Origin of the sequence: Rhodococcus sp. AQ5-07, assembly GCF_009707305.1 — a bacterium.
Classification (GTDB): Bacteria; Actinomycetota; Actinomycetes; order Mycobacteriales; family Mycobacteriaceae; genus Rhodococcus_F; species Rhodococcus_F erythropolis.
The window spans coordinates 3,647,325-3,670,737 of the sequence record NZ_CP046099.1; the positions used below are offsets into that span (position 1 = coordinate 3,647,325).

The 23,413-nt window shown below is 61.0% G+C and carries 26 protein-coding genes; 12 read left to right on the forward strand and 14 right to left on the reverse strand.

Annotated elements, in window-relative coordinates:
- Positions 1-74: 74 nt before the first annotated feature.
- Positions 75-1,037, forward strand: coding sequence for a GGDEF domain-containing protein (locus GJB56_RS16830; RefSeq protein ID WP_019745140.1), 963 nt, complete (start codon positions 75-77; stop codon positions 1,035-1,037).
- Between the two features lie 88 nt (positions 1,038-1,125).
- Here GJB56_RS16830 and GJB56_RS16835 read toward each other — a convergent pair whose 3' ends face one another.
- Positions 1,126-2,430 carry an HNH endonuclease signature motif containing protein gene (locus tag GJB56_RS16835; protein WP_113682495.1) on the reverse strand — a complete coding sequence of 435 codons (1,305 nt, stop codon included), beginning with the start codon at positions 2,428-2,430 and terminating at the stop codon, positions 1,126-1,128.
- A gap of 158 nt (positions 2,431-2,588) precedes the next feature.
- Here GJB56_RS16835 and GJB56_RS16840 point away from each other — a divergent pair, with 158 nt between their 5' ends.
- The 5 genes from GJB56_RS16840 (at position 2,589) to GJB56_RS16860 (ending at position 5,667) form a co-directional block, all read left to right on the forward strand.
- Positions 2,589-3,092 (forward strand): MarR family winged helix-turn-helix transcriptional regulator, encoded by a 504-nt coding sequence (locus GJB56_RS16840; protein WP_020970654.1) that lies wholly within the window; start codon positions 2,589-2,591, stop codon positions 3,090-3,092.
- A gap of 11 nt (positions 3,093-3,103) precedes the next feature.
- Positions 3,104-4,162 carry an LLM class flavin-dependent oxidoreductase gene (locus GJB56_RS16845; RefSeq protein WP_020970655.1) on the forward strand — a complete coding sequence of 353 codons (1,059 nt, stop codon included), beginning with the start codon at positions 3,104-3,106 and terminating at the stop codon, positions 4,160-4,162.
- Positions 4,163-4,170: 8 nt separating this feature from the next.
- A complete protein-coding gene (msuE, locus tag GJB56_RS16850) occupies positions 4,171-4,737 on the forward strand; it encodes an FMN reductase (protein WP_019745144.1) in 567 nt (188 codons plus the stop codon).
- Positions 4,734-5,261 (forward strand): hemerythrin domain-containing protein, encoded by a 528-nt coding sequence (locus GJB56_RS16855; RefSeq protein WP_113682496.1) that lies wholly within the window; start codon positions 4,734-4,736, stop codon positions 5,259-5,261. The genes msuE and GJB56_RS16855 overlap by 4 nt, the downstream gene beginning before the upstream one ends.
- A 73-nt stretch (positions 5,262-5,334) precedes the next feature.
- A complete protein-coding gene (locus tag GJB56_RS16860) occupies positions 5,335-5,667 on the forward strand; it encodes a CD225/dispanin family protein (protein ID WP_007731480.1) in 333 nt (110 codons plus the stop codon).
- A gap of 60 nt (positions 5,668-5,727) precedes the next feature.
- Here GJB56_RS16860 and GJB56_RS16865 read toward each other — a convergent pair whose 3' ends face one another.
- Positions 5,728-6,882, reverse strand: coding sequence for an alpha/beta hydrolase (locus tag GJB56_RS16865; RefSeq protein WP_113682497.1), 1,155 nt, complete (start codon positions 6,880-6,882; stop codon positions 5,728-5,730).
- Positions 6,883-6,920: 38 nt separating this feature from the next.
- On the opposite strand from GJB56_RS16865, the gene GJB56_RS16870 reads away from it, so the two are divergent.
- The 3 genes from GJB56_RS16870 to GJB56_RS16880 all read left to right on the forward strand — a co-directional run bounded on the left by GJB56_RS16870 (position 6,921) and on the right by GJB56_RS16880 (position 9,970).
- Positions 6,921-7,379: a DUF5990 family protein gene (locus GJB56_RS16870; RefSeq protein WP_113682498.1), complete on the forward strand. Its 459-nt coding sequence runs from the start codon at positions 6,921-6,923 to the stop codon at positions 7,377-7,379.
- Positions 7,380-7,454: 75 nt separating this feature from the next.
- On the forward strand, positions 7,455-8,936 hold the full coding sequence (locus tag GJB56_RS16875; RefSeq protein WP_113682499.1) for a flavin-containing monooxygenase: 1,482 nt from the start codon (positions 7,455-7,457) through the stop codon (positions 8,934-8,936).
- A 362-nt stretch (positions 8,937-9,298) separates the two neighbouring features.
- A complete protein-coding gene (locus tag GJB56_RS16880) occupies positions 9,299-9,970 on the forward strand; it encodes an NAD(P)H-binding protein (RefSeq protein ID WP_113682870.1) in 672 nt (223 codons plus the stop codon).
- Here the strand turns inward: GJB56_RS16880 and GJB56_RS16885 are convergent.
- A complete protein-coding gene (locus GJB56_RS16885) occupies positions 9,948-10,718 on the reverse strand; it encodes an ABC transporter permease (protein ID WP_020970661.1) in 771 nt (256 codons plus the stop codon). The genes GJB56_RS16880 and GJB56_RS16885 overlap by 23 nt on opposite strands.
- 50 nt (positions 10,719-10,768) lie before the next feature.
- A complete protein-coding gene (locus GJB56_RS16890) occupies positions 10,769-11,206 on the reverse strand; it encodes a GtrA family protein (protein ID WP_044480100.1) in 438 nt (145 codons plus the stop codon).
- Between the two features lie 141 nt (positions 11,207-11,347).
- Here GJB56_RS16890 and GJB56_RS16895 point away from each other — a divergent pair, with 141 nt between their 5' ends.
- On the forward strand, positions 11,348-12,055 hold the full coding sequence (locus GJB56_RS16895) for a TetR/AcrR family transcriptional regulator (RefSeq protein WP_020970663.1): 708 nt from the start codon (positions 11,348-11,350) through the stop codon (positions 12,053-12,055).
- A gap of 49 nt (positions 12,056-12,104) precedes the next feature.
- Here GJB56_RS16895 and GJB56_RS16900 read toward each other — a convergent pair whose 3' ends face one another.
- Positions 12,105-13,601 (reverse strand): MFS transporter, encoded by a 1,497-nt coding sequence (locus GJB56_RS16900; protein ID WP_003940566.1) that lies wholly within the window; start codon positions 13,599-13,601, stop codon positions 12,105-12,107.
- A gap of 99 nt (positions 13,602-13,700) precedes the next feature.
- Here GJB56_RS16900 and GJB56_RS16905 point away from each other — a divergent pair, with 99 nt between their 5' ends.
- Positions 13,701-14,360 carry a TetR/AcrR family transcriptional regulator gene (locus GJB56_RS16905; protein WP_019745154.1) on the forward strand — a complete coding sequence of 220 codons (660 nt, stop codon included), beginning with the start codon at positions 13,701-13,703 and terminating at the stop codon, positions 14,358-14,360.
- Positions 14,361-14,369: 9 nt separating this feature from the next.
- Here the strand turns inward: GJB56_RS16905 and GJB56_RS16910 are convergent, their stop codons facing one another.
- Both GJB56_RS16910 and GJB56_RS16915 read right to left on the reverse strand, forming a co-directional pair.
- Positions 14,370-14,573, reverse strand: coding sequence for a PspC domain-containing protein (locus tag GJB56_RS16910; protein ID WP_019745155.1), 204 nt, complete (start codon positions 14,571-14,573; stop codon positions 14,370-14,372).
- Positions 14,574-14,750: 177 nt separating this feature from the next.
- Complete coding sequence (locus tag GJB56_RS16915; RefSeq protein ID WP_019745156.1) at positions 14,751-15,599, reverse strand: alpha/beta fold hydrolase; 849 nt, start codon at positions 15,597-15,599, stop codon at positions 14,751-14,753.
- 239 nt (positions 15,600-15,838) lie between these two features.
- Between GJB56_RS16915 and GJB56_RS16920 the strand changes: the two genes are divergently transcribed.
- On the forward strand, positions 15,839-16,255 hold the full coding sequence (locus GJB56_RS16920) for a PPOX class F420-dependent oxidoreductase (protein ID WP_029256158.1): 417 nt from the start codon (positions 15,839-15,841) through the stop codon (positions 16,253-16,255).
- A gap of 1 nt (position 16,256) precedes the next feature.
- Here the strand turns inward: GJB56_RS16920 and GJB56_RS16925 are convergent, their stop codons facing one another.
- Genes GJB56_RS16925 through GJB56_RS16955 form a run of 7 tightly spaced genes read right to left on the reverse strand, consistent with a single transcriptional unit; the run spans position 16,257 to position 23,380 of the window.
- The gene (locus tag GJB56_RS16925; RefSeq protein WP_019745158.1) at positions 16,257-16,610 is read right to left on the reverse strand and encodes a winged helix-turn-helix transcriptional regulator; all 354 of its coding nucleotides are present in this window, start codon (positions 16,608-16,610) and stop codon (positions 16,257-16,259) included.
- 9 nt (positions 16,611-16,619) lie between these two features.
- On the reverse strand, positions 16,620-17,513 hold the full coding sequence (locus GJB56_RS16930; protein WP_230090998.1) for an acyl-CoA thioesterase: 894 nt from the start codon (positions 17,511-17,513) through the stop codon (positions 16,620-16,622).
- Positions 17,510-18,604, reverse strand: a complete 1,095-nt coding sequence (locus GJB56_RS16935) for a CaiB/BaiF CoA transferase family protein (protein ID WP_113682500.1) — start codon at positions 18,602-18,604, stop codon at positions 17,510-17,512. Before GJB56_RS16935 ends, GJB56_RS16930 begins: the two co-directional genes overlap by 4 nt.
- 51 nt (positions 18,605-18,655) lie before the next feature.
- Positions 18,656-19,801, reverse strand: a complete 1,146-nt coding sequence (locus GJB56_RS16940; protein WP_029256162.1) for an acyl-CoA dehydrogenase family protein — start codon at positions 19,799-19,801, stop codon at positions 18,656-18,658.
- Between the two features lie 38 nt (positions 19,802-19,839).
- Entirely contained in the window at positions 19,840-21,372 is a 1,533-nt protein-coding gene (locus GJB56_RS16945; protein WP_113682501.1) for an acyl-CoA synthetase, read from the reverse strand.
- Positions 21,363-22,205 carry an enoyl-CoA hydratase/isomerase family protein gene (locus GJB56_RS16950; RefSeq protein ID WP_113682502.1) on the reverse strand — a complete coding sequence of 281 codons (843 nt, stop codon included), beginning with the start codon at positions 22,203-22,205 and terminating at the stop codon, positions 21,363-21,365. Before GJB56_RS16950 ends, GJB56_RS16945 begins: the two co-directional genes overlap by 10 nt.
- Positions 22,206-22,222: 17 nt before the next feature.
- Positions 22,223-23,380: an acyl-CoA dehydrogenase family protein gene (locus GJB56_RS16955; RefSeq protein ID WP_020970671.1), complete on the reverse strand. Its 1,158-nt coding sequence runs from the start codon at positions 23,378-23,380 to the stop codon at positions 22,223-22,225.
- Positions 23,381-23,413 lie beyond the last annotated feature (33 nt).

Here is a 23,413-nt window from a genome sequence, read left to right on the forward strand (position 1 = left end):
TGGAAGATTTGTCGCACGCGGGACCAAGAGCCTGAACATCGACAGAATCTTAGGGTCGATCAGGAGGTCACCAAATGCCGCACGGCCAGGCGCGCACCATCCCGATGTTGCCACTCCTGCCACCACTGACGAATTTCGACGACGCCAGTCGCTCGATCGTGTCCTACCTCGACGAATATCTTCCGCTGGCACTGTGGTCGATCACGCGGTTCGACGGGTCGAATCAAATCTTTCTCACCGTCTCACCCAACCCACTTCACATCGAAGTCGGCGAGACCCGGACTTGGCAAAACACCATGTGCAGCGAGGTAGTCCTCGGAAATGCGCCGCCAGCCTCATCGAATCGCGCACTCGTACCTGCACTTTCCCGAGATGACAGGTGGGAAGGCATAGGCGCATACGTCAGCATCCCAATCCTTCACAACGACGGCAGTCTCTTCGGCACTCTGTGTGGCGCCGACCCGATTACGGGCGACTCCGTACTCGAGGACAACCTGGCCCTCCTCACTCTCCTGTGCCGACTCCTCGGAACGATTCTCGATGTCGACTATCAGCGCGCGCAGTCAGTGCGACTGGCCGAAACTGCGCAACTCGATGCCGAGACCGACCCGTTGACAGGTCTTCTCAATCGGCGCGGGTGGAACCGCATCCTCGAGGCCGAGCAAACTCGGTACCGCCAATTCGCCGATCCGGGATCTATCATCATCGTCGATCTGGACGGCATGAAGACCATCAACGACGAACTCGGTCACGCCGCGGGTGACGAATATGTTCAACGGGCCGGCAAGATCTTGGCAGCATGCGCGCACCCTGGTGCGGTGGTTTCACGGTTGGGCGGAGACGAGTTCGGAATCGCTCTGCCCGATACACAGCCGCGCGCCGTCGACTACCTGGTCGAGTGTTTGGAGAAGGCGTTCCGGAATGCCGACGTCTGTTGTTCGATCGGTCGAGCCGACTTTTCCATGGCCCAAAGCCTTTCCGAGACTTGGGATACGGCCGATGCCGAGATGTACCGCCACAAGCGCTCGAAGCACTGATTCGACTCCCCCACGGCCTGTTGGCACCGCATCGGAGGATCCCTTCGATGCGGTGCTGGCCCGTGTTCTGTTGTGCCTGAGGTTCTTCTCAGGTTTTGAAGGTGGTGTTCGCCGGCCGCGGGTGCTGGCCGGGGTCGATCGAGGGTGGTGGGATGAACCACGGTTTGTTGTCGACGCCGATGCGGATCACCCATTTCCCGACGAACCCGGCTTTCCGGTGCATCAACCGGTGATGTGAACGGCACAGCAGGACAAGGTTGTTCATCACCGTCGGGCCACCGTTGGCCCAGTGCCGAATATGGTGCACATCGGTCCAGGCGGGCACGCACGTGCAGCCGGGGAACGCGCAGCCTTTGTCCCGGGCGATCAACGCCACTCGCTGTTCGGCGGACACCAATCGCTTTCCGGGTTTCGCATCGAGCGGCGCGCCGTGACCGTCGAGCAGCACCGTGGACAGGAAACAGTCACAGCCGAGAAGCCTTGTCTGCGAGACCGACAGTGGTCCGAGCCAGGGCATGTGCCCGACATCAAGATCCGACACAGCCACTCCACCACCATCGGGCGAGGGTGCGGCGGCGCAGTCCCGGTGCTCGGCAAGATCGCGGGCGTTGATGTGCACGTTCACGTGCGGACGTTGACCACCATCGACACCGGTTTTCGCGCAATCCAGATACCGCCGAATCAGTTCGGTGAACCCGTCCGCGGTCCGCTTCGCTGCCGACCGGGCATCGGGGGTTCCATCGGGTGCTGGGGTCGGCATCGTCAGATTCGACGGGGCGGAGAGCAGCATTTCGCCGGTGAGGGCGTCGAACTCGCCGCGCACCACCACCCGGCCGTTCAGTGTCGATGCGATCCGCAACTCGTTACGATCCACATCCTCGGCGGGCGGAATGTCATCCGATTCGAACACTCGCTCCAAGGTCGCGATCACGTTTCGCACCTTCGTCGTTGTCGCCTCCACGCCCGACGCGGCAGCCAACAACAAATCGATACAGCGAGGGAGCGCCTCCTCCGGCATTCCGTTCGGCGGTGATTCGCAGAACGCCACGATCAACACGGCATGCTCGAACGAGCAGTCCCCGACATCGAACCGGGCCGCCACCGCCGGAAACGGCCGCAGCGCCGCACCCAGGGCGGCGATCTTCTTCCCGTCCCGAACCTGCAGCATCGTGCTCGAGGCCAACCAGCAACCCACCCCGCGGCTCGCAATCACCTGATCATCAGGACGCATCGAGAGTTCGTCGACCACCGCCACACGAACAGCCTCGAGACGAAGAATCTCCGCACTCGCCCCGATAGCAGCAGCACGCAACTCAGAAGCAGACAACCGCCACAGGCGTCCGCGCAACCCCACCGCAGAACCAGACACCACATCCGACAACAGAACACTCATTGAATCCCCCGATCCCCACCCTCAACATTACTCGAACACGTGTTCGAGTCAATACCTTGCTACCAGCACAAATGAGAGCGGGGAATAGTTCGATCGATCCAGGCGTATTATTTGAGTAAGCAATACTTGCGAGCGCAAATAAATGGAGGCTGTCACCGATGACTACCGACGAACGTCGACGCGGTTCCGTCTGGCGTGACCTAGTGGTCAGCCACAGCGTCATCCTCGGCAAGATGGAGGCGGACCTTCGAACCACCACCGGGCTCACCCTTGGCCAGTACGACGTTCTGCTCCGACTGCACGAAGCGCCGGGAAACACGATCCGAATGGGCGATCTGGCCGAACTGGTCCTGGTCACCACCAGTGGCGTGACGCGCGTCGTCGATCGATTGGTCGAGGCAGGTCTGGCAGAGCGCGTTCGACCGGACAACGATCGACGCGTCGTGACGGTATCGATGACGCCTGCGGGCAAGAAGACGCTTCGAAAAGCGTCCGCCATACACACGCGAGGGATCGCCGAATACTTCTCCGATCTCATTGAAACCGAGGAGCTTCCGGTACTCGAACGCTTCTTCTCCCGACTTGCCGCACATCACACGAATCAAGGCGGCGCATGCGATGCGCACGTAGAACAACTTTCCATCACCCCCACGAACAGATAGCGAGAAACAACATGGCTTTCGAATTGGGCGTCTACCATTTCGGTGAACTCACCCCAGATCCCACTACCGGCGCGATGATGAATCCCGGTGTCCACCTTCGCCATTTGGTGGAGCAGGCAACCGTTGCCGATCAGGTTGGACTCGATGTCTTCGGCGTCGGCGAGCACCATCGCACCGACTTCGCAGTCTCAGCCCCTGCAGTTGTGCTCGCGGCAATGGCTCAGGCTACCGACAACATCAAGCTGTCCAGCGCCGTAACCGTACTCAGTTCCGACGATCCCGTACGTGTGTTCCAACAGTTCGCGACAGTTGACCTGCTTTCCGAAGGCCGTGCCGAGATCATTGCCGGCCGAGGTTCGTACACGGAGTCATTTCCGCTTTTCGGGTACGACCTGTCCCAGTACAACGAACTCTTCGCCGAAAAGCTCGATCTACTACTGAAACTGCGCGACGAGAACCCGATCAACTGGGAAGGACAACTTCGCGCACCACTGATCGACGGTGACGTGACGCCCCGCCCGGACCGTCAGATTCCGGTGTGGATCGCAGTCGGAGGTACTCCGGCCTCTGTCGTCCGTGCCGCGAAACTGGGCCTACCCCTCTCACTGGCCATCATCGGTGGAAGCTACCAACAGTTCGAACCGTTCGTCGATCTATACCGCAGGGCTGCAGCGGAGTTCGGACACGATCCGAAGAAGCTCGCTGTCTCGATTGCTTCGCCAGGATTTGTCGATACCTCGAAGCAAACAGCACTCGACACGTCGTACCCGTACTTCCAGGCCGGGTGGATGCAGAATCATCATCAGCGGGGAAACGGAGTTCCCATGCCGCGCAGGGCATACGAGGCGCAGGCAACCACCGCGGGTGCGTTCTTCCTCGGCGGCCCGCAGGAAATCATCGACAAGACGATGGCGCAGTACGAACTGTTCCATCATGACCGCATCATGATCCAGATGGGGTTCGGCAACGTGCCACAGAAGGACATGCTGCGTGCGATCGAGATCCTCGGCACCGAAGTAGCCCCCGTTGTGCGTAAGGAAATCGAATCACTGAAGTCGTCCCAAGAATAGGAGTTTCGATGAGCACACCGCTCAAAATTGTTGCCGTTGTCGGCAACCTTCAAAAACCCTCCAAGACTCGTGCCCTCGTCGACCTGATCGTCGAAACCTTGGGAGACTTCGAGCAGATCGACACACGAGTTTTCGAGATCGTGGATCTGATTCCAGGTCTTGCATCTGCTCTGGATCGCGATCACGTCGACTCAGTGACCGCCGAAGCGCTGGCAGCAGTCGAGTCCGCCGATATCGTCATCGCGGCGTCACCGGTGTTCCGCGGCTCGTACACGGGAATGTTCAAGCATTTCTTCGATCTCGTGGACCAGTACGCGCTTGCCAACACTCCGGTGATTCTTGCTGCGACAGGTGGCAGCGACCGCCACGCTCTCGTGTTGGACCATGCCCTGCGTCCACTGTTCGCTTTCTTCCAAGCGCTGACCGCTCCGGTCGGGATCTATCTCAGCTCCGGTGATTTCGACGGAACGACTATCCTCAACCCCGAGGTATTCGAGCGTATCGAGATGGCAGCAAAGGACGTCCTGCCGGTAGCGAGGATGCTCGCGGAGCGGGATCGAGTTGCGCTGACGTGAACGCCCCTCATTCGCACAACACGGCAACAGTTGCCGGTCTGAGGATGATCGAACAGCTACGTCAGGTTCACGAACCTCTACGAGCCGATATCGAGGTACTCGAGAATGCCCTGCAACTGTTGTCGGACGAAACCGCCGATCTGACTCGGATACCCGAGATGATCGACAATCTGACGATCGCGGATTTCGTCTGGCAACTACGGGTCAACTGCGACTTCTACTGCAACACGCTGACTCTGCACCACACCATCGAAGATCAACGTATGTTCCCCGTAATGACCAGGAACTTTCCCGAGTTGGCCCCTGCGGTCGAACGACTGCAGGCAGAACACAAGCTTGTCGGGGAGATCGTGTCGGAAGCCAAGCGTGCGTCACTCGCACTGAGCACCGAATCCTCCACGGTCAATCGGGCATACGCCGCAATCTCCGAATTGGCGGATCATATGCAGTCGCACCTCGATTTCGAGGAGGCCACACTCTTTCCGTACTTCCGACGGATGGATCGCGACTGGCATTACGGCTGATCGTGCACACTCAGTGATTCTTCAGCGCCATCGCAGTAGCGTCGAAAGGGCCACCTCATGTCAGGAGCCCCCAATGACCACCCCGGATCAACCCACCGTCCAGCAATCCGTTCCTCAGCACCCGATTCGACCGCCCGTCAATGCGGGTTGGGCGGTGGTCTCGCTGCTGTTCTTCTGGCCGCTCTCCTTCTCCGCTTTCACGCACGCCTTCAACGTGTATCCGCTGTGGGCCGACGGCGATGTGGCCGGGTCGCGGTACGCGTCCGATCGAGTGAAACGACTCGGTCAGATCTCGCTGTGGATCGCAGGCGGGCTACTACTCCTGGTCTGCATCCTGTACGCGATTGCGGCAATCGTGTGGTTCGCCAACGGTGGCCACGATTACGGGCCGCGACGTATGCGCTGAACAACCACCCTGAAACAACAAACTGCAACAACAACACCGCAACAACAACACCGCCGAACATCACCTCATCAATCGATCGATGAATTCCATGGTCTGGTCCATCGAAGCGACCGTCGTTTGGCCGTGGCTGATTCCGCTGAGTTCTTGATACTCGAACTGCGTTCCTCGCGAACGCATGTCGACCAGTTGCGCCCAGGTAAGGGCGACAGGAACCGTTGTGTCCGACACGCTCTGCACCACACGCAGTGACCGGCCGTAGCCGTCGACCGGCACCTGCATCATCTCGCGAAACAGATCGTGGAAGCGTGGCGTCCACACCGACCGAGAAAACAACGAGCTCAACTGGATTCGTTCGGCGCGAATGTGGCGGCCGAGATCTCCGGCGCACAGTGTCCGAGCCTTTTCCATCCACTCGATCCCCTGCGGCGAGAGAACCTCCCGAATGTTCTCTTCGGGTCGTTGATCGTCGATCCCGGCCAGAACGTACAGCGCGTATCCCACCAACCCGGTGATGCCGATGTCGGGAAACAGCGGTCCGCCCAACGGAAACAAACCTTCCATATGGGTGGGGCCGGCAACAACGACCGAGCCGCGGAAATCCAATTCCGGTGCACGAGTGGTGGCCTCGTGTCCCGCGAAGTACGCCGCATGACCGCCTTCGGACAAACCCGCAACCATCCACCGCGGACTCAGCACACTGCCGTACAACTCGTGCGCAGCCCGCACGATGTCGACCGCATTCGCGCCGGCGGCATGTCCGTCGAGATAGGCCAGCACCCCGTCGGTACCAAGTCCCGAGTAGTCGGTAGCTACTACCGCGTATCCCTCTTCCAACCAGCGTTCGATCGGTTCGATCTCGCCCGGACCGAATCCGGTCGACGAGGGTGCACACTGATCCGCACTGCCCAAAGTTCCGTGGGCATAGGAGATGACGGGCCAACCGCCCGCCGGTGGGGCACCTTCCGGCAGAAACACGGACCCTGACGACTCCCCCCATCTGTCAGCGGTACGCAGAGTTCGATACACGACCCGCTGCGTCTCACCGGCGCCGACCGGAAACACTGCGGCCGAGAGTTCGCCATAGGACTCCAGCGCGCCCGCGACTTCCGGTTCGTCCGTCGTCGCCGCGGCAGCACCTGACCCCCACCCGAGACTCGACAACAGAATGCTCGCCACCACGGCCGCAACAAAGGTTCTACCCGAACGACTCACCACGCCAACCCCTCCCGACCTGTGCAGAGCATGATGTCGATATGCAGATCATCATCACCGGTCACAGCCTGCCCGGACGTGAGTGTTCCGAAACCGCAACCTTCGAAGGGCGCAGCAACATCCACGTCGGCGTTCAGCGCCGAGGCAAGCCACACGAAATCCTCGACCTCGTACCAGGAGATACCGAGACAGTGCGATGGGAACTGACAGCGAGTCTGGAGCGAAAGTCCGGTGCCTGGGACATTCTCGGTCCACACATCCAGGGTCCACCTCGCGGACGCTTCATCTACCTGTCCTGGGTGACGGTATCCGATGACCAGACGCTCGAGATGTTTCGGCGCGCAAAGCTGATGCTCGACGCGATCCCCGAGCACATCGTCGAGCAGGCCGACGCTTCCGGTGCGCTCCACGGAGACCTCGGGCTCACCGACGCCGCAGGTAAACCACTGTGCGCGGCAATCCGACCACCAACGATCACCTGGTCCCCCTCGCCTTACTGAGCATCGTTCAGTAGTGTGGTGATCGAGCACTAACTCTGCCGGTGGCCCCACATAGTCGATACGGAGTCCGAACTGATGAGCACCGAACACCTCGATGTCCTGATCGTCGGCGCCGGCTTGTCCGGCATCGGTGCTGCTTATCGACTCCAGACCGAGCTCCCAGGAAAGTCGTACGCAATCCTCGAGGCCCGAGCGAACAGCGGCGGAACCTGGGACCTCTTCAAGTATCCCGGCATCCGATCGGATTCCGACATGTTCACGCTCGGCTACCCGTTTCGCCCGTGGACAGATGCCAAAGCAATCGCCGACGGTGATTCGATCCTCCGGTACGTGCGCGACACCGCGCGAGAGAACGGGATCGACAAGAAGATTCGGTACAACCGGAAGGTGACGGCCGCATCATGGTCGTCGGCGGACTCGACCTGGACAGTCACGGTCACGACCGGCGACGAAGACGAAACATTGACCTGTAACTTCCTCTATCTCTGCAGCGGGTACTACAGCTACGAGGGCGGATACACCCCCGACTTCCCCGGACGTGAATCGTTTGCCGGTGAGGTAGTGCACCCCCAGTTCTGGCCCGAAGAACTCGATTACTCCGACAAGAAGGTCGTTGTGATCGGAAGCGGCGCCACCGCAGTCACTTTGGTCCCCACGATGTCACGGGACGCAAGCCACGTCACGATGCTCCAGCGATCACCGACGTACATTCTGGCGCTTCCGTCCAGCGACAAATTATCGGACACCATTCGCGCGGTACTGCCGAATCAACTCGCGCACAGCATCGCTCGATGGAAGAGCGTCGTAGTGAACCTGAGTTTCTACCAACTGTGCCGACGGAGTCCGGTGCGCGCAAAGAGGATGCTGAACCTCGCGATCAGTCGTCAACTCCCGAAAGACATCCCCCTCGACCCTCACTTCACACCCTCCTACGATCCCTGGGACCAGCGCTTGTGCGTCGTACCCGACGGCGATTTGTTCAAAGCCCTCCGATCCGGCAAGGCCTCGATCGAGACCGATCACATCGACACCTTCACCGAGACCGGGATTCGTCTCGCGTCAGGTCGCGAACTCGAAGCTGACATCATCGTCACTGCAACAGGATTGAAGATGGAGGCGTGCGGCGGGATGTCCATCGAAGTGGACGGCGAACCCGTCACCCTCGGTGATCGTTACGTCTACAAGGGCATGATGATCAGCGACGTACCGAACTTCGCGATGTGCGTCGGCTACACCAACGCCTCGTGGACTCTGCGAGCAGATCTCACGTCGATGTACGTGTGCCGACTGCTGACGGAGATGGACAAGCGCGACTATTCGAAGTGCGTGCCGCACGCGACCGAAGAAATGGACCAGCGGCCGATCCTGGATCTGGCGTCGGGGTATGTCATGCGTGCCGTGGAACAGTTCCCGAAGCAGGGATCGAAGTCACCGTGGAACATGCGTCAGAACTACATCCTTGACCGTCTTCACTCCACGTTCGGGAGCATCAACGACCACATGACGTTCTCGAAGGCACCAGCTCGACATTCGACGCCGGTACCGAGCAAGAGTTGAGCGGACCACGAACAACCAGGTAGAGCAGTCTGGCGAAGCCACCAATCGATCCGACGACAAAGAACACGCCAGAACCTGCGACCACGGCACAGAGCGCACCGAGAACGATGATCGTCGACGCCTCTACCATTCGACCGGCTGACTCCGATCCCAGAACGTGTATTTCATCAACTCCTTCGTTCATAAAGCTATTTTCAGCCAACCGTCCAGCCGGTTTGTAGGGACTTTAGTCACGAGTCGGGTCGAAATGGACTCATAATTGCAGGTCAAGCGTTCAGTTGGCCACGGCCGGTCGGATGAACTGCAGACCGTTCCGTAGTGTGCGCATCACAGAAAGTGGAACCAACGCCGGGGGGAACATCATGAAGGTCGTCGTTTTCGGGGCAACAGGAATGGTCGGCAACAGCGTCCTGAGGGAATGCCTCGACGATCTACGAATCGACGAAGTCGTGACCGTCGGCCGCAATCCGTCCGGTACAACCGCCCCGAAGATCGTCGACATCGTTCACCGCGACATGCTCGACTTCTCGGCGATCGAAGCCGATCTGACCGGCGCGGACGCCTGCTTCTTCTGCCTCGGTGTCTCCTCTGCCGGCATGAACGAAGCCGACTACACCCGCATCACGCGTGACATCACGCTTGCCGCCGCCACGACACTGTCGGGTGTGAACCCTCAGATGGTGTTCGTCTACGTGTCCGGCGAAAGCGCCGACTCCACCGAGACCAGCAAGACCATGTGGAAGCGAGTACGTGGCGCGACCGAGAATGCGCTACTCGCACTCCCTCTCACGACCTACATCCTCCGGCCGGGATTCATCCGTCCGCGCCCGGGATCGCCGTCGAAGACGTGGTGGTACAAGGCCTTCTATCAAATCTCCGTGCCTCTCTACCCACTCTTGCGCAAGGTTTGGCCCAGCAGCGTGACCACCAGTGAAAACATCGGCAGGGCAATGATCACCCTCGCGGCAAACACGCCCGATCTTCCCGACCGCGTCCTTCGCAGCGACAAGATCAACGAACTCGCGCAGGCCTGACAGTCTTACCTCGAAAGACGAAGCCGCGGGCGACGAGTTCCAACGCCACGGCGACCGAGCAGGTTTGCGCCAACAGCAGCCCTGCCAGCACAAGAATTTGCACGGCACCGGCTTGAACGGCCGACCCCGTCGCGAGCAAAACGCCGACAAAAGCTCCCGGCAATGTCACGAGGCCGACGGTGCGCGTCTGGTCGACTCCCGGTAGCAGGGCGTCGGAGGCTGCGGTGCGGGCTACTTCCCACCGTGCATCGCGCTGGGAAAATCCAAGGCTCAGTGCGGCTTCGACTTCCCCGTACCGGTCGTCGACGGCGTCGAGTCCGCGTTTGGCTGCCATCGATGTTGCAGTCATCGCGCCGCCCAGAACAATTCCGCCGATCGGCACCAGAGCGATGCCTTCCAGCGGAACCACTCCGGACAGCAGCATCAGTGGCAGAACCACACCGATTCCCGACGCCAAGGCGATGGTCAGCCACGCTCCGGACGTTCCTGCGCCGCAGCGTCGTGCCGCGGTGAACGACGCCGCAGCGAACATGCCGACGAGCACGAGGAGCGCTGACCAGATGTGAGCCAAGGCTGCGGCGAGGATCAACGAAATCGCAGCCAACTGAAGAGCGCCACGAGCGAGTGCGCCTGGGACTACCCGAACGCTACCGAGAGAGGTGAATCGGTAGACGAGCGTGGCGACAAGAGCCATGACGATGCAGAGGACAGCCAGACGGATGCCGGAGTCGGCTATCGAAAGGCTCATAGGTCACAGTGTTCCCTACGAGCCGAGTCCGACTCGAATTCGAGAACCGCTCAGAAAACCCAACCGCGAAGGGCGACAAATCGCAGGCCACCGACAATTCCGCTCACTGCGATCACAAGCCCGGCTTGAAGAAGTCCGTCGGCGCCGGGGAGAAGGAAGCCGAGCGCACTGATGGCGGCCGAACTGGCGATCAACCCGACCAGAGCGAGTCCACCGCCTTCCCACTGCGCGGTGAACCAGTTGACGCGATCCGCGGCATGGAAGGTGAGCCGGCGATGCAGCTCGTTGGCCAGAATGGTGCTCAAGACTGCACCAACGGCGTTGGCGACCAGCGCTCCGTCACCGCGCAGCGCCAGAAAAGCGGCAAAGTACAAGATATTGCTGGCTCCGCCGACAAGGGCAAAACGAACGAGCTGAGCAAAGGCGCCGTCGCCGGCAAGAGCGCGAAGCCTCGTTACCGCGAAACCTGCACTCCGCGTACCCACCATCGAGATCGGATTGCTCCCGACCCAGATGTCAGACGTGCTCATATCGGCTTCTCTCATACGGACAATCGGAACCACACGTTCCGCTTAGTAATATAGCACTAACGGAATCGATCATTCCGCTTAGTGCCGTAGACTGTGAGGATGCCGACAACACACCCCGACGCTTCTCATGCGGGGACCTCGGCCGACTGCTCACAGCCGCGCCTTCGGTCCGACGCCAAGGCCAACCTCGAGCGCATCCTCAACTCCGCTCGCGAGGTGTTCGCCGCCCAAGGACTCGACGCCACGCTGGCGGACGTCGCCAAGCACGCCGGCGTCGGCGTCGGCACCGTCTATCGCCGGTTCGCCAGCAAGGACGAGCTGATCCAGGCCCTGTTCGACACACGGTGCTCCGAGATCGAAACGATTGCCGCCACCGCCCGGGAGATGCCAGACGCCTGGGAAGGTCTTGTCTACTTTCTCGACGTGATCTCCCTGCGCATGGCAGACAACCGCGGATTCGGCGATCTCCTGATGGACGGGCGCTTCGCGTCCGACACTTTCGCTCGCGCGCGCGCCGGGATCGCTCAGCACACCGCGGCACTTGTCAATCGCGCCAAGGAACAGGGCACCCTGCGGAGTGACTTCGAAGTCAACGACATTCCGCTTCTCATGCAGGTCGTCAAGATGGCCCAGAAGTTCGGCGGCGACGAGGCCCCTCAGGCTTACCGCCGCGCACTCGGCTTCATGATCGACGGACTCTGCGCGTCCCGCACCGGCCATCGCGAGTTGCCCGTCCCGGCGCTTTCCTCCGAACAACTCGATCACGTCCTTCATCGGTTTCAGGCATCGCCCGATAAGAACTGCTGACTCGATTTCGGGGTCGACGCCGCAATGGCGTCGACCCCGAAATTTGCTGTCAGTGAGCGATTACCGGTTCACCTTCCGGCGAATCCGGAAGCAGTCCACTCCGAAGAACCAGTCCGGTCAAGACCGCACCGACCGCGAATATGCCTGCGGCCCAATAGAACGTGGTGGTGTAACTCTCGACGGCAGCCTGTGCCTGGGTCAGCGGATTCATCTCGCGGCCCACCAGGTAGTTGGTGGAAGCCGAGGCTGCAATCGTGCTGAGCAGTGCAGTTCCGATCGAGCCGCCCACCTGCTGCATCGTGTTGACCGTGGCAGATGCGACGCCGGCATCTTCGTGATGCACGCCTGAAGTTGCTCCCTGCATCGACGGGGCGAAAATGCTGCCCATGCCGAGTCCGGTGACAACGAGCCCCGGCAGAATGTGGACTGCATAGGTGCTGTCCACGGAAATCTGGGCCAGCAGCGTCATTCCGATCGCCGCGATGACCATTCCGCTCACGATCAGCACTCGCGGACCGACGCGCGGTAGCAAAACCGCTGTCGAAAGCGTTGCCGCTGTCACGATTCCGAACACCATCGGCATGAATGCGAGGCCGGTCATGATCGGGCTGTACCCGAGGATCAGCTGCATGTAGTACGTCAGGAACAGGAAGACTGCGAACATGCCTGCGCCGGAAAGGAAGATCGCCAGGTACGAGCCAGCCCGGATTCGGTCGAGGACCACCCGCAGCGGAAGGAGCGGGTGCTCGGACTTGGTCTGCCAGTAGATGAACGCCGCCATGAACACGACGCCGGCAACGAGCCACGAGATGGTGGGAGTTGCACTCCACCCGTCCGATTCGGCCTTCGAGAATCCGAAGACGATGCTGAACAAGCTGATCGACACCAGGATCGTTCCCGGGATGTCGAGCTTGGGTCGCGAGTCACTGGTGTGCGGCGCGAGCAACAGGACTGCTCCAACCAGGGCGATCGCCGCGAAGAAGAGATTCACGAAGAGGCACCAGCGCCAGTCGACCCACTCGGTGAGTGCGCCGCCGAGCAGCAGTCCGATGGCGCCACCGCCGCCGGCAACGGCACCGAAGATACCGAAAGCCTTGGCACGCTCACCTGGATCCGTGAATGTCACGGACAGCAGCGACAGGGCTGCCGGGGCAAGGAGCGCACCGAATACGCCCTGGCCGGCACGAGCGGCAACAAGCATTTCGAAGTTGACGGCTGCGCCACCGATGGCGGAAGCCACTGCGAAGCCGATAAGACCGACGATGAAAGTTCGCCTGCGCCCGAACAAGTCGCTCAATCGACCGCCGAGTAGCAGCAAGCTGCCGAACGCCAATGCGTATGCCGTGATGATCCACTGGCGGTCCGAATCACCGAACTCCAGTGAGCGCTGCGCAGCAGGCAGCGCGATGTTGACGATGGTGGCATCCAAGACCACCATCAGCTGCGCAATTCCCAGAACCGCGAGAACCAGCCACCGCTTTGCGTGGTTGTCCCCTGAAGGCGCTGAGGACTGCTCGAATTCAGTCCGTTCAGCAATGTCTGACATAGTCCCTCGCCCAACCTATGCGGAGATGGCTTCTCCGGTTAGCAAAAACGCTACACGAAAACGGAGAGGCTGTCTCCACTTGGCGGGTAGAGTGGGGACATGAGTACCGCAATGGAGCGCCCCCTTCGCGCCGATGCTGCACGTAATCGGCAGTTGATCATCGACGCCGCACGTGAACTGTTCGCCGAAGAAGGGATCGACGTCACACTCGACGACGTCGCCCGGCGCGCGGGTGTCGGCGTCGGAACGGTCTATCGGCGGTTCGCCAGCAAGGAAGAATTGATCGACGGAGTCTTCCAACAGAACTTCGCCGACATGGCGGCGGCCGCGGACGCGTCACTCGCCAATCCGGATCCGTGGGACGGCCTTGTCACCTTTGCCGAATTCGCCTGCAGCCGTATGTCGGTCAACCGCGGACTCAAAGACGTCCTGAACGGAACCGACGAGGGATGCGAGCAAGTCGCATGCCAACGATCCATCATCGAACCGTCGGTCGAGAGGATCTTCTACCGGGCCCAGGAGGCCGGGATGCTGCGCCCCGACGCCGTACCGACGGACCTGTTCGGCCTCATCTTCATGGTGGGCGCAGTCACCGAATTTGCTCAGCCCGTCAACCCGACCGTGTGGCGTCGATACCTCTCGGTGATGCTCGACGGCCTACGCACGGAGGGCTTGCACCGTGACGCACTCCCCCTTCCTCCGCTGAGTTCGGAGGAATTGCACGAGGCCAAGCAATGCCTGAAAGACCGCCGCCGTTGAGCGGTTCGGTCAGATCTGCTCACGAGGAATGAAAATCCACATCACGATGTAGATCAGAAACTGCGGGCCGGGCAGCAGGCACGAGAGCACGAACAGCAAGCGGACAGTCGACGACTTCCAACCGAAGTATCGAGCGATTCCGGCGCACACCCCACCGAACATTGCTCCCGAGCGGGCGCGGGTGAGCTTGCGGGTCTTCATCGGGGAGGTCATGTGCTGTTTCCTTTCAACGGAACTCGCGGTTCATCCGCGTCGACCTCCACTATCCGCTGCCGATCCACCTGTGCGCATCAGGCCATGGACCCATCTTTTCCAACGCGGTGTGTCCTCAGGTACGAGTCCGTCCCCGCGTCTGACTCAGGGTTCTCCCCCACACCCCAGCCTCGTACCTCAGCAGGGAAACATGCGTCGAAGCCGTTTCGGAGCCGCAAAAGGTTGCCAGTTGTCCACGTCCTGCGCCAGACGATCGGCAACCGTCCACAACGCCGACGGGTTGTGGGTCAACCCCATATGACTGCCTTGCACCGCAATGCTTTCCGACAGGCCTGCCGAGGTTTCACAGCACGCTTGCCATGGAACGATACCGTCGTGCCTGGAGTAGACCGACGTGGCAGGAACGGAAATAGGCGATCCCTGTTCGGATTCGATGCCGTCGACCGGAGGCAGTATCGCGTGATTACCGGACAAACGAGCGTAGAGAGATCCGACTCTCGTCTGCTCCAGACTGGTGAGAGCGAAAGGACTTCCGAGTGTCACTACCTGACGTACGGAATCCGGCAGATCCCTCGCCAGCTTTCGAGCGTAGATACCGCCCAAACTCCAGCCGATCACCGACACCTTCTGCTCGTATCGATCAGCTACCTCGGCCAATGCGGCAGGCAATCCGTCGACCACCGTCGCCGTCGGACCGGTGTTCAGACCCAGATTCCAACCGTGAACCCGGTATCCGAGAAAGCTCAGGTACGTCCTCAAGGCGAGAGTCGACACGTCCGAAGTCAGCAATCCGGGGAGAACGAGGACCGGATGCCCGTCCCCACGCGGCGATCGAAGCAACCAAGGAGCCGCGAGAAGCAGTGAAGCGATGTCGACCAGTCCGCGCGTCGGCTCGCTCAGACACATCGCCAAGGATGGTGGCCCCGGAACGAGTGGGTCGACTTCACGAATCCGCGTCGATCGCTGCGCCCAATCGAATTCGGTCTCCGCGAAATCAATCGCCGAGACTTCCGCAACTACTGACACCTGAACTCCTGTCGGCCGGTGCCCTTGCCGGGGCGCGTGGTGGGGCGGTTCCGCGAGCTGTGTGCTCAACCCGCGGAACCTTGCCCTCATCCACCACCGGTAGCGAACCAGGACCCGTTCTGCCCACAGATTCGTGACCAAAGGCCTCTCGACCACACGAACACTGTGTGATTCAGAACACTAGTTTTGATTACGTTGCATCTACGTTGCGTACGTGTTTCGTCCCCGAAGGAGAACAGATGGCATTCACGGAAGAAGAAATCGCATACATGCAGTCGCAGCCACTGGCGCGCGTTGCGACGCTCTCACCACACGGGCAACCAGACGTCGTTCCATTGGCCTTCGAATACGACGGGGCCCACTTCTGGATCGGCGGGGGCGGCCAGAGCGTCCTGAAAACCAGGAAGTTCCGCAATATCGGGTCAGGACAACTCGAAGTAGCCCTCGTCATCGACGACATGCCGTCATTCGAGCCGTTTGTCGCGCGCGGGATCAGGATCTACGGAATCGCTGAACAGCCGATCGAAAGGGTAGGAATGGTCGGTCCCGGAATCTATTCACGCATCACGCCGACAGTCTCGTGGAGTTGGAACTTGGCGGGAGAACCGGCAGGTGACACCTGGTACGAATCTCACAAGACTGTTCACACGCAATAGGTCAGTTCGGGCAACTCTCGGGTGGCAGGTTTTCGGCGGCCCACGTTGTCAGTTCACTGAGAGCGGGGAGCAGCGCCTGCCCCGACGCCGTGAGTTCGTACTCCACAGCGATGGGCGGGCCGGCGTCGACGGTCCGCGTGACCAGGCCCGCACCAGCCAGTTCGGTCAATCGGTCCGAGAGCACGGAGTCGCTGATCTTGCCGACTGCACGCTTGAGTTCCGCAAATCCCGCCGGACCACCGAGGAGCGTCGCCAGGATCACACCGTTCCAGCGTTTGCCGAGAAAGCTGAAAGCGCGAGCCAACGCCGCGTCACAGACGCGTGGTTGGTGCTCGGCTTCACTCTTCCCAGGCATTGCTTCATCCTAGGCCCGAGGCCACGGTGGCCCGTCAACTCGCCGCAAGAGGGACTCCTGGGCGACGGTTGCAGCCAAGACGCCGTCGCGTGTCCAGAAGTGGCCGGTCGAGAATCCCCGGCCGTCAGTGGCGGAGTTGCTTTCCTGAGCGAAGAGCATCCACTCGTCGGCCCGGAAGGGTCGGTGAAACCAGATCGCGTGATCGAGTGACGCCATCAGCACTCGCGAAGGTCCGACCATCAACGACCGGTGGGGCTGGACGTCGAGTGAGGCCGTCGATGCCAAGGACAAGTCCGACGCGTAGGTGAGGACCCCGGCATGGAACAGCGGTTCGTCGGGAAAGGTGTGATTCGGTTTGAACCACACCGACTGTGCGACCGACCCCCGCTCGCACTCACCCTCGTCGGCAACGAATCTCATGTCCATCGCACGATGTGTCTTGTTGTCGCGGAACTCGTCGGCGCGCGCACTCGCCCAGCGCTCGTATGGATCGGGAAGGTCCTCCGGAGCAGGTACGACGGGCATCTCCCCCTGCCGATCGGTGCTGTCCTCCGGAAGTTTGAAGGACACGGACAGTGTGAAGATCGGCGTGCCCAGTTGCAGGGCAGTGACCTGACGGGACCAGTACGTACGTCCGTCACGAAGACGACCGACTTCGTAGGAGATGGGCTGCCGCGGATCGCCTGAGCTGAGGAAGTATCCGTGAAGGGAATGCACCACCGCAGTCGCAGGCACTGTCCGACCAGCGGCGGTCAAACCCTGCGCCGCCAGATGCCCACCGAAGATACGCCCGGGAGAACCTGCGTGACAGTAACCCTGAAATCTGTCGGAGCCGCGATCCTCCAGGCTCAGCAACGTGTGCAGGTCGAAGGACTCGAGTTCTCGCGATTCGGTGAGCGTCACGTCCACAACGTCCCTGCATCGACGGCTTCAGCGGCGGGGGCCGACGGCAGACCCGGATCGGAGCGGGAAAATCGCGGCGCCGGACGATGCTGAGTGACCCCGTCCAGTTCCACGAGCGAACCACGCTGGGCAACATGGGGATTGGATGAGGCTTCCGCAAACGTCAGAACCGGTGTCGTACACGCGTCGGTGCCGTCGAAGATCGCCGCCCACTCGTCGCGTGTCTTGGACGCGAACACATCGGCAAACACCTTCTTCGTGTGCGGCCATGCACTCTTGTCGTTCTGGCTCGGCAACGTCGCGGGATCAAGTCCCAAACCGGCCAGAAGTAGTGCATAGAACTGTGGTTCGACGGCACCGACTGCCATGTATCTGCCGTCGGATGTCTCGTAAGTGTCGTAGTACGGGGCGCCGGTGTCGAGCATGTTCACACCGCGTTCGTCAGACCAGCGTCCGAGACCCCGGAAACTCCACATCATGTGTGACAGCGCCAGCGTCCCGTCGACCATTGCGGCATCGACAACCTGACCCTGCCCGGACTTCTGTCGCTCGAAGAGCGCGGCAAGTATTCCGAACAACAGAAACATCGAGCCACCACCGAAGTCCCCCACCATGTTCAGCGGCGGAACCGGACGCTCACCGGCACGACCGATCGCGTGCAGGACGCCGGTCAGCGAGATGTAGTTGATATCATGTCCGGCAACCTGCGACAGCGGCCCCTCCTGACCCCATCCTGTCATCCGGCCGTACACCAGGGCCGGATTCCGTTCCAGCGCAACATCCGGGCCGAGACCGAGCCGCTCGGTGACCCCGGGACGGAAACCCTCGATGAGCACGTCCGCACGCTCGATCAATCCGAGAACAATGTCGACGCCGGCAGGGTCCTTGAGGTCCACCTCGCAGATACGACGCCCACGCTGGGTCTGATCCCGTGGCTGACCGGGACCGGGGATCCGACCGGCGCGCTGAACACGGACGACGTCAGCGCCGAGATCAGCGAGCAACGTCGCTGCGTGGGGACCTGGACCGATTCCGGCAAGCTCTACGACGCGAAGTCCGGCGAGCGGTCCGCGGCCTGTGGTGGTACCCATGATTGTCCCTCGGTTTTCTCTCGTCTCGAAATATTTGTGTAAGTACGGGTTTCAGCCGAGCAATGACGGCAGCGCCCGGGCGAGGTTGCGTTCGTGAATCTGGGAGGCGCCCTCGTAGATTCGCAAGGCACGCACATCCCGCCACATACGCGGTACCGGGTGATTGCCGACGATGCCGACCCCGCCGAGCACCTGCACCGCCCGGTCCCCGACCACCGACGCCATCTCGGTGCAGTACAGCTTTGCCGCGGCAATCCGATGACGCGGCGGCGTTCCGCGGTCGAACTCACGGGCGCAGTCGAGGATCATCGCTCGTCCTGCCTCGAGTTCCGCATAGCTGCGTCCGAGCATCGCCTGCACGGCACCGAACTCGGCCAAAGGTTGGTCGAACTGCTCACGAGAACCCGCGTATTTCATTGCCTCCGCGAGCATCCGAGTCGCCTGACCGACTGCGGTCGCGGCAACGTGGGTGCGAGCCTGGTTGATTCCGCGCATCGCGTGAATCATCCCCAAACCTGTTGCACCGCCGATCAACCGGTCGGCGCTCACCACAACGTCACGCAAGCTGATCTCGGCGACTGGGCCTTCGGCATGACCGTTCATCAATTCAGGCACCCGGGTCTCTACCCCCGGCGATTCCCGATCTACGAGGAAGGATGAAATCTCGCCGTCCGCGGTGCGGGCGAACACCACCAGAACATCAGCCCACGCTCCGTTGGTGATGAAGCGCTTCTCACCGTTGATGACGTAGCCGTCCGGGGTGTTGGTAGCGGTGGCGCGCACGGCGGAGGCGTCACTACCCGCCTGCTCCTCGGTGAGAGCAAACGCCATGACGCACTCCCCCGCCGCCATCGCCGGTAGATACTGTTCACGCTGAGCGTCGGTGCCGTATTCGAGGAGGATCTGCGAAGCCAGTCCGATACTGGTCGAGAATCGGGAACGGTACACCGCCGATGACCGGGTGAACTCGAAAGTCAGCAGCACCTGCTGTTCGACGGTCCACCCCAATCCGCCGACGCTCCTCGGAAGCGTGATGCCGAATAGTCCGACCTCGGCCATCCTTGTCACGAGGTCAGCGGGAACCTCACCAGCAGAGACCATTTCGTTCTCACGAGGAATGAGCTCATTGTCGGTGAAGTCGCGGATCACCTGCCGGTAGGCGTCGAAATCGAGGTCGCGAATCTGTGGGTCGATCACGGTTCTACTCCTGGAAGCATGTTGGGAAGATGGCTGTGTCACCGGTAGGTCTCACGCAGAGTGCGCTTGAGGATCTTCCCTACCGGCGACAGCGGGAGTGCGTCGACAAAATCGACCGACCGCGGCGCCTTGTACCGAGCTATACGCTCACCGACAAAATCTCGGAGTTCATCACCGCTCGAATTGTTTTCAGGTGTGCGCACCACCACTGCATGGACGCGTTCTCCCCATTTGTCGTCGGGTACTCCGATGACCGCGCAACTGCTTACACCGGGATGCTGGGACAGGGCGGCTTCGACTTCGGCACTGTAGACGTTCTCGCCGCCCGAGATGATCATGTCCTTGAGTCGGTCTACGAGAAACACGTAGCCATGCTCGTCCATGAAGCCGAGGTCACCGGTATGCATCCATCCACTGCGCACCGCGTGCGCCGTCTCCGCCTCGTTGTTCCAGTAACCCATCATGACGTTCGAACCCCGCACGACGACCTCACCGATATCGCCGCGCGGAAGCTCTGTGCCGGTTGCGTCGACAATCCGCACCTCGGTGTGTGGCGCAGCACGTCCCACTGATCGAAGTCGTTCCGGGTGATCAGGATTGCGGTGGTCGTCGTCGCGGAGAAGTGTTGCTGCCGGGGCCAACTCGGTCATTCCGTAGCCCTGGCGCAGTCGAAGATCAGGTGATCGTTCGATCAAGCGCCGAACCAGTGGTTCGGGCATCGGCGATGCGCCGTAGGTGATCGAGGTGAGACTGTCGATCGGCAGACCTGTCCGATCAGCGTATTCGAGCATCGCTTGCACCATTGTCGGCACGAGCAGAGATTGTGTAACTTCTTTCTCTGCAATGGTTTCGACGAGTTTCTCGACGGTGAAGTCCCCCATCAAAACGTGCACGGATCCGGTAACCGAGGCCTGGACCAAACCGGCGAAGGCTGCGAGGTGGAACAGGGGCGCCACGTGCAGGGAGCGGCCTGGCAGATTCGGCTCACCACTACCGGCAAGGACTCCGAGCACCGATGTCAGGATCTGGCCTGCGCTCAGCATGACACCTTTGGGGCGGCCTGTAGTTCCGCCGGTGTACATGAGCAACGCCAAGGCATCGGGATCTGCGTGAGTATCGGGAATCGGACCGTGCAGCGCCAAAGCAGAGTCGTAGTCGACCGTATCGCCGGGGAGATCCGCCGCACCGAATACGATCACGGTCTCCAGTACAGCGCACCGATCACGCAGTTCCAGCGCAGCGGGCAGACGCGGTCCGTCCACGAGAAGCACTGTGATTCCGGCATCTTCGATGTGAAATGCCATCTCGTCGGGACTCCAGCGGTTGTTCACCGGGGACGCGACCATCGACGCCCAGGCACAGGCGAAGGGGTATTCGATATACTCGAGACAGTTCGTGGCCAGTATTCCTACCCGGTCACCTCGGTCGAGCCCGTACGACGTGAACATACCGGCCAATCGCGCAACGCGACTCTCCAGTTGAGCGAACGTCAACTGGCGCTGCCCGTCAACGACGGCGATCGCGTCGGGTTCGCGCTGGACCGACCGATGTAAACCCTGAGTCAAGTACATTCTCGTTCACTCTCCTGATCCCGATAACAATGTGTTCCAGTTCTTTTCAGCGGCCCGTGAAGTGCGGTACTCGTTTCTCGAGGAATGCCGAGCGCGCTTCCTCCACGTCTTCGGAATACGCGCACGTGATCAGCCGGTCGGCTTCGTCCATCAAGAATTCGGACAGCGGCCGCGACATCGCCGAGGTTCAGCTTTGCACCACGCACTGCCAACGGTGCCGAAACAGAGAGCCGCTGAACAATTTCCGTAGTCCTCGCTTCCAGCGATTCTTCGGCGAAAGCCTCGTGAATCATTCCGAACGAGGCAGCGCGATCAGCTTTGATTCGTTCGGACAGCAGCATCAATTCCCGCGCCTTCGATGTGCCCGCTGCGCGGGTCAGCAACCACGCCATTCCCATGTCACCGGACATTCCAGCCCCCAGGAAGGCCGTGTTGAACATCGCATCGGCTCCGGCATAGCGAAGATCGCACGCCAGAGCGAGACTCAAGCCGGCGCCCGCACAGCCACCGCGAATCACCGCCACCGTAGGCTTGGGATGCTGCACCAAAGTTGGTATCACCCGTGAAACATCAAGCAAGCGAGTGCGATCCTCTTGCTGTGAATCACCCCGCACTACACGGCTCGACCGATCACCGGACTGATCGCGACCGACCGAAAAGTTCCCTCCAGCGCCCGTGAGCACGACGACTCTCACGGCCTCGTCACCGGCCGCCGACGTAAGCGCGTTCTGCAGCTCGGTGAGCAGCGTGTACGTAATCGCGTTGCGTCGATCCGGTCGGTTCAGAGTCATCGTGGCGACACCGTCATCGACGTCGTAGAGAAGCTCTGCCATGGTTTCCCTCGATTCGTTCAGAACCCGGCCGCTTTGGCGATGATCGTCTTCATCACTTCGTTGGTTCCGCCGTAGATGCGCGACACACGGGTGTCCGCGTACAGACGCGCGATGGGGTATTCCAGCATGTAGCCGTAGCCCCCGTGAAGCTGCAAGCACTTGTCGATGACCTCGGCTGCCGTCTCGGTGCAGAACAGCTTTGCCTTGGCGGCGTCGGCAACACTGAGGTCGCCGGTCTCGTGTAATTCCAGAGCCCGGTCGACCATGCACTGAGCAGCCTCCACCTTGGCGATGCACTCGGCGATGACGAACTTGGTGTTCTGGAACTCCGCCACCGCCTGGCCGAACACCTTGCGGTCACGCACGTAGGCAGAGGCGAAGTCGATGGCTCCGACGGCCGCCGCAGTTTGGGTGACTGCGATCATCAGTCGCTCTTGCGGAAGGTTGTTGGCCAGGTAGCCGAAGGCAGCCCCCTCCTCACCGAGTAGATCCTCGGCCGGCACCCGTACGTCGGTGAAGGAAAGCTCTGCCGTGTCCGAAGTGCGCATGCCGATCTTCTCGAGCTTGCGACCGACCTCGTAGCCTTCGCTCGACGTGTCCACCGCGAGGATGCTCAACCCGGCGCGACGATTCTCTACCGTCGGCGGTGACGTACGGCAGATCACGAGAACCCGATCGGCCTGAACGCCGCCGGTGATGAATGTCTTTGCGCCGTTGAGAACATAGTGAGTGCCGTCCTCGGACCGTTTGGCCGTGGTCTTGATGCCCGCCAGGTCCGAGCCGGTGCCCGGTTCGGTCATCGCGATGGCAGTCATCATGTCGCCACTGATGAAATCGGGCAGCCAACGCTGCTTCTGCTCTTCGGTTCCGTAGGTCAGGATGTATGGCAGGACCAGGCCGGTGTGTACACCGAATGCGCCAAAGCTGACTGCCGCACGAGCCGTCTCTTCGGTCAGGGCAGCCTGGAACTTGAAGCTTGTTTCACCCGCTCCGCCGTACTGCACGGGAACCGTCATTCCGAGAACGCCGAGCTTGCCGAGCTGGCGATAGAAGTCGCGGGGCACCATGCCCTCGCGCTCCCAATCGGAGAAGTTGGGCACTACCTCGGCTTCGATGAAGCTACGGATGACTTTGCGGAAATCCTCGTGCTCTTCGTTGAATACTGTGCGCTGCATTGTTTCTCCTGGATATTGTGAAATGAAAGTGAG

Coding starts and splice junctions, on each gene's coding strand:
- GJB56_RS16910 (WP_019745155.1), bottom strand. CDS start 14,573: ATGACCTCCCCGATGAAGACCCGCAAGCTCACCCGCGCCCGCTCGGGA.
- GJB56_RS16830 (WP_019745140.1), top strand. CDS start 75: ATGCCGCACGGCCAGGCGCGCACCATCCCGATGTTGCCACTCCTGCCA.
- GJB56_RS16845 (WP_020970655.1), top strand. CDS start 3,104: ATGGCTTTCGAATTGGGCGTCTACCATTTCGGTGAACTCACCCCAGAT.
- GJB56_RS16835 (WP_113682495.1), bottom strand. CDS start 2,430: ATGAGTGTTCTGTTGTCGGATGTGGTGTCTGGTTCTGCGGTGGGGTTG.
- GJB56_RS16925 (WP_019745158.1), bottom strand. CDS start 16,610: ATGCCTGGGAAGAGTGAAGCCGAGCACCAACCACGCGTCTGTGACGCG.
- msuE (WP_019745144.1), top strand. CDS start 4,171: ATGAGCACACCGCTCAAAATTGTTGCCGTTGTCGGCAACCTTCAAAAA.
- GJB56_RS16945 (WP_113682501.1), bottom strand. CDS start 21,372: ATGTACTTGACTCAGGGTTTACATCGGTCGGTCCAGCGCGAACCCGAC.
- GJB56_RS16950 (WP_113682502.1), bottom strand. CDS start 22,205: ATGGCAGAGCTTCTCTACGACGTCGATGACGGTGTCGCCACGATGACT.
- GJB56_RS16840 (WP_020970654.1), top strand. CDS start 2,589: ATGACTACCGACGAACGTCGACGCGGTTCCGTCTGGCGTGACCTAGTG.
- GJB56_RS16905 (WP_019745154.1), top strand. CDS start 13,701: ATGAGTACCGCAATGGAGCGCCCCCTTCGCGCCGATGCTGCACGTAAT.
- GJB56_RS16890 (WP_044480100.1), bottom strand. CDS start 11,206: ATGGTGGGTACGCGGAGTGCAGGTTTCGCGGTAACGAGGCTTCGCGCT.
- GJB56_RS16885 (WP_020970661.1), bottom strand. CDS start 10,718: ATGAGCCTTTCGATAGCCGACTCCGGCATCCGTCTGGCTGTCCTCTGC.
- GJB56_RS16955 (WP_020970671.1), bottom strand. CDS start 23,380: ATGCAGCGCACAGTATTCAACGAAGAGCACGAGGATTTCCGCAAAGTC.
- GJB56_RS16895 (WP_020970663.1), top strand. CDS start 11,348: ATGCCGACAACACACCCCGACGCTTCTCATGCGGGGACCTCGGCCGAC.
- GJB56_RS16875 (WP_113682499.1), top strand. CDS start 7,455: ATGAGCACCGAACACCTCGATGTCCTGATCGTCGGCGCCGGCTTGTCC.
- GJB56_RS16870 (WP_113682498.1), top strand. CDS start 6,921: ATGCAGATCATCATCACCGGTCACAGCCTGCCCGGACGTGAGTGTTCC.
- GJB56_RS16880 (WP_113682870.1), top strand. CDS start 9,299: ATGAAGGTCGTCGTTTTCGGGGCAACAGGAATGGTCGGCAACAGCGTC.
- GJB56_RS16920 (WP_029256158.1), top strand. CDS start 15,839: ATGGCATTCACGGAAGAAGAAATCGCATACATGCAGTCGCAGCCACTG.
- GJB56_RS16860 (WP_007731480.1), top strand. CDS start 5,335: ATGACCACCCCGGATCAACCCACCGTCCAGCAATCCGTTCCTCAGCAC.
- GJB56_RS16900 (WP_003940566.1), bottom strand. CDS start 13,601: ATGTCAGACATTGCTGAACGGACTGAATTCGAGCAGTCCTCAGCGCCT.
- GJB56_RS16935 (WP_113682500.1), bottom strand. CDS start 18,604: ATGGGTACCACCACAGGCCGCGGACCGCTCGCCGGACTTCGCGTCGTA.